The sequence below is a fragment of the Lutibacter sp. genome (assembly GCF_041596795.1).
Taxonomy (GTDB): Bacteria; Bacteroidota; Bacteroidia; order Flavobacteriales; family Flavobacteriaceae; genus Lutibacter.
The window spans coordinates 1-4,033 of the sequence record NZ_JBFHHX010000213.1; the positions used below are offsets into that span (position 1 = coordinate 1).

6 protein-coding genes and 1 pseudogene are annotated in these 4,033 nt (G+C 28.3%); 5 read left to right on the forward strand and 2 right to left on the reverse strand.

The genetic code is table 11. The features are described 5' to 3' along the window. Positions 1-495, forward strand: a pseudogene (locus ABY298_RS15310) (urocanate hydratase); the annotation flags it as partial. Positions 496-510: 15 nt separating this feature from the next. Then, positions 511-1,044 (forward strand): DUF4136 domain-containing protein, encoded by a 534-nt coding sequence (locus tag ABY298_RS15315; protein ID WP_372746922.1) that lies wholly within the window; start codon positions 511-513, stop codon positions 1,042-1,044. A 41-nt stretch (positions 1,045-1,085) separates the two neighbouring features. Here ABY298_RS15315 and ABY298_RS15320 read toward each other — a convergent pair whose 3' ends face one another. Beyond that, entirely contained in the window at positions 1,086-1,409 is a 324-nt protein-coding gene (locus tag ABY298_RS15320; RefSeq protein ID WP_372746923.1) for a hypothetical protein, read from the reverse strand. A gap of 573 nt (positions 1,410-1,982) precedes the next feature. Between ABY298_RS15320 and ABY298_RS15325 the strand changes: the two genes are divergently transcribed. From ABY298_RS15325 to ABY298_RS15335, 3 genes are read left to right on the forward strand one after another with little or no spacing between them, the layout of a single operon-like run. Further along, positions 1,983-2,153 (forward strand): DUF5522 domain-containing protein, encoded by a 171-nt coding sequence (locus tag ABY298_RS15325; RefSeq protein ID WP_372746927.1) that lies wholly within the window; start codon positions 1,983-1,985, stop codon positions 2,151-2,153. 4 nt (positions 2,154-2,157) lie between these two features. After that, the gene (locus ABY298_RS15330; RefSeq protein WP_372746924.1) at positions 2,158-2,862 is read left to right on the forward strand and encodes a DUF4197 domain-containing protein; all 705 of its coding nucleotides are present in this window, start codon (positions 2,158-2,160) and stop codon (positions 2,860-2,862) included. A 12-nt stretch (positions 2,863-2,874) separates the two neighbouring features. Then, a complete protein-coding gene (locus ABY298_RS15335; RefSeq protein WP_372746925.1) occupies positions 2,875-3,288 on the forward strand; it encodes a hypothetical protein in 414 nt (137 codons plus the stop codon). Here ABY298_RS15335 and ABY298_RS15340 read toward each other — a convergent pair. After that, complete coding sequence (locus ABY298_RS15340) at positions 3,285-4,031, reverse strand: ABC transporter substrate-binding protein (RefSeq protein WP_372746926.1); 747 nt, start codon at positions 4,029-4,031, stop codon at positions 3,285-3,287. The genes ABY298_RS15335 and ABY298_RS15340 overlap by 4 nt on opposite strands. Positions 4,032-4,033: the final 2 nt, after the last annotated feature.

The window sequence follows — 4,033 nt, forward strand, 5'->3', positions numbered from 1 at the left end:
ATTTTATATGCTGATGCTGAAGGAAGAATTAAAATTGCGGAAGCTTTTAACAATGCAATAAAAAGTGGTGAAATTACAGCGCCAATTGTATTGGGAAGAGATCATCACGATGTGTCTGGAACAGATTCTCCGTACAGAGAAACTTCTAATATTTATGATGGTTCACAATTTACAGCAGATATGGCTATACAAAATGTAATTGGTGATAGTTTTAGAGGAGCAACCTGGGTTTCAATACATAATGGCGGTGGCGTTGGTTGGGGAGAAGTAATTAATGGTGGTTTTGGTATGGTTCTTGATGGTAGTATAGAAGCAGAAAAGCGTTTAAAAAGTATGCTTTTTTGGGATGTAAATAATGGAATTTCTAGAAGAAATTGGGCACGTAATAAAGGTGCTACATTTGCTATTAAAAGAGTAATGGAAGTTGAGCCAAAATTAAAAGTTACCTTGCCAAATTTAGTAGAAGATTCATTATTACATAATTTGTTCAATTAGTTAAAAATTACTCAAATGAAAGTCTTCAAATTATTACCAGTTGCCTTACTTTTTTTAGTAGCCTCATGTAGTTCAGTTAGAGTTACTTCTGATTATGATACTACTACCGATTTTTCAAAATTTAAAACATTTGCGTTTTATAAAAAAGGAATAGATAAAGTAGAAATTTCGGATTTAGATAAGCGTAGAATTTTAAAAGCAATTGAAAATGAATTATTAGCAAAGGGAATGACAATTTCTGAAAATCCTGATGTTTTGGTGAATATTTTTACTAAATCACGTCAGAAAGTTGATATTTATAATCATAACAATATGTATTTTGGTTGGCATCCTTGGTATTATGGTCCAAATTTTGGAACTCATATTTCAAAATATACCGAAGGCACTTTGTTTGTTGATTTAATTGATGCTAAAACTAAAGAATTAGCTTGGCAAGGTATTGGAAGTGGAGCTTTAAATACCACCGGAAATGTAACTAAAAAAGAAGAAAGAATTAAAGAGTTTGTTGGTGAGATAATGGCGAAATATCCTCCAGGAATTGAAAAATAATTAAAAAAAGCGTTCAATATTGAACGCTTTTTTTTTTTTTTTTAATTTCTTCTATTGTTGTTCATAGCTTCTCTGGTAAGTCCAAGTTTTAAAATAGAGCTATGATTTATATTTATTGGTAAAAGAGCTAATTCATCAATAAACTGTTCAATTTTAGAGTTGTTTAATCCGTTTACATATATAGATGCAAGTACATCTTCTAATATTTTAAAAAGTTCTAAAATAATTTGCTCGTTATTTATATGTATAAGTTTTAATTGGTTGAATAAATTTTTTGAATAACATTTAAAAGATAAAGGCATTGCAGATATTCTTAATAATGAAGTTTGAATTTCTGCTTTAATATCATTTATGGAATTATACATAAAAATCCTGTAATCGTTTTCCGAAGTCTTTCTTTTGTTTGTTAATAATAAAAATGAATTTTTAACTAAAACTCCGCAGTCAATAGTGGATAAATAATAAATTTCTATACCTAAATTTGTATTTAAAATCAATACTTCACTATTAGTAGTATTTTGTATAAATGAATGTAAAATATTAACTTCCTTATGGGTTATAAGTAAATGTTTTTTTATTTTTTTACTGGATATAGTAATATATCTTAAATTAGTATTTTTCACTTTTCGTTTATTAATAATTTTGAGAACTTAGCTGTTTTAGAGGATTTTTTTTACTACCGTTTTAAAATGAACAAATCCTTTTTTAATTGTTTGCGTAATTAATTGGTTATTAATATGTTCAAGTTTTTATTGAGCATCAATTAGTTTGTTTTAAACAAAGTTAGATAAAACTTACCGATAATAAAAATTGATTGTTTTTATTATGTAATAGAGAAAAATTATTTACAACTCAATATGTTTAATGAAATAACGAATTTATATGAGGTATTTAAGAGTTGAGAATTTAAAAAATATTTGATTAGTTTTGTATTTATTATGAATTATGCCAACATAGCTCCTTTAGAAGAAGGAGATTTTTATTTTAACGAACAAGGTTATCGAGTTTTTACAGAGCAATATCACTTAAAAAGAGGATATTGTTGTAAAAATGGATGTAAACATTGTCCGTTTGGATATGACAAAAAAACAGGAAATTTTAAAAAGTAAAAAAATGATAAAAAAAATAGCTTTAGTATTAGTAATTTTTCAACTATCAGCATGTGCTGAGTTGCAACAAGTTGTAAATCAGTTGCCAAACGGCATTATTACCAACGACCAAATTGGAAGTGGTTTAAAAGAAGCATTAAATAATGGAATTACCAATCAAGTTTCAAAATTAGCGGTACAAGATGGTTTTTATAAGAATGAGTTAACTAAAATTTTATTGCCAGAAGAATTGCAAAAAGTAGACAATGCTTTACGTAAAATAGGTTTATCTAATTTAGCTGATGAAGGTTTAAAGGTTTTAAATAGAGCAGCTGAAGATGCAGTTGGAGAAGCTATACCAATTTTTGTTGATGCTATAAAGGGAATGTCGTTTACTGATGCAAAAAATATTTTAATGGGCGATAAGAATGCAGCAACACTCTATTTACAAGGAACAACATCAGATGCATTGTATCAAAAATTTAATCCAATTATTGCTAATTCATTTCAAAAAGTTGGAGCAGATAAAGTTTGGACTGATTTAATAACCAGATATAACAATATTCCGTTTGTAAATAAAGTAAATCCAGATTTAACAGATTATGTTACGGGTGAAGCTTTAAGAGGTGTTTTTAAAATGGTTGAAGTAGAAGAATTGGATATTAGAACCAAAGTTGCAAGTAGAACTTCCGATCTGTTAAAGCGAGTTTTTGCTTTGCAAGATCAATAAAATATTTATAATATGAAAAAGATTTTAAGTGGTGCTTTTATTTGTTTAGTTGTTTTTACGGCATCAAGTCAAAAAGTATACATGTCTAAAGTTAAATTAGATGGAATAATTTGTAAAAATTGGAATGTTGATTTTACAACATTAAGCGGAATGAAAATTAGAAAGTTAAATGATGCTACAAATTTTACTCTTTTAATGAAACAAGATGGGACTTATAGTTTAGATACAGTTACTGGAGAAAAAAAGCAAGGGAATTGGGTTTATAATACAGATAAAAAATATGTGTTACTATTTACTGATGATAAAATATATGCACGTATAAAAGCCGTAAAAGACACTGAAATGATTTTGAATTTAGAAGGGGAAGGAGCTGAAGAAAATGATTCTGCTTTAGCTAATTTAGATATACACTTAAAGCCACTTTAAAAGTGGCTTTCTAATTTTTCGTGTAATTTTTTAAAATATTCAAAAGCTAAAAGCGTTCTGGATCCTGGCCAACTAAACATTTCGCCATCGCCAAAAACAGTGATCGATCGGTTTGTATAAGTTCCAATTTCTAAAGCATGTTCATCTTTAAATGGAAATGGTTCTGACGATAAAATAACAACATCAGGATCACCTTCATACCTAATTCTGTTTACTTCAACTTTTGGGTATCTGCTCATATCATCATAAATATTCTCAAACTTATTTAGTTTCAACATTTCATTAATGTAGGTATCGTTTCCGGCAACCATCCAAGGTTTTGACCAAATAAAATAAGCAACCTTTCTAGTAGGTCTGTCTTTTATAAATTGATTAAAATCAGCTAATTTATATTCTATTTTATGCGCAAGATTGTCAGCTTCAGTTCTTCTATTTAATACGGTGCCTAAATGCAGAATAAAATCAATAGATTGGTTTAAGGTATTTATATCTGAAAAATATGTAGGTGCAATTTTCTCCAATTCAGGCAACATATCATAAGCGTTTTCTTCCTTGTTGCACAAAATAAAATCAGGATTTAAAGCCTTTATTTTTTCGTAATCTGCTTTTTTAGTTCCACCAACTATTGCTTTGGTCGATTTTAAATGATAGGGATGTTTGCAAAATTGAGTAATTCCAACCAATTCATTTTCTAACGCCAAATCACAAAGTAACTCGGTTTGTGAAGGAACTAATGATACAATTC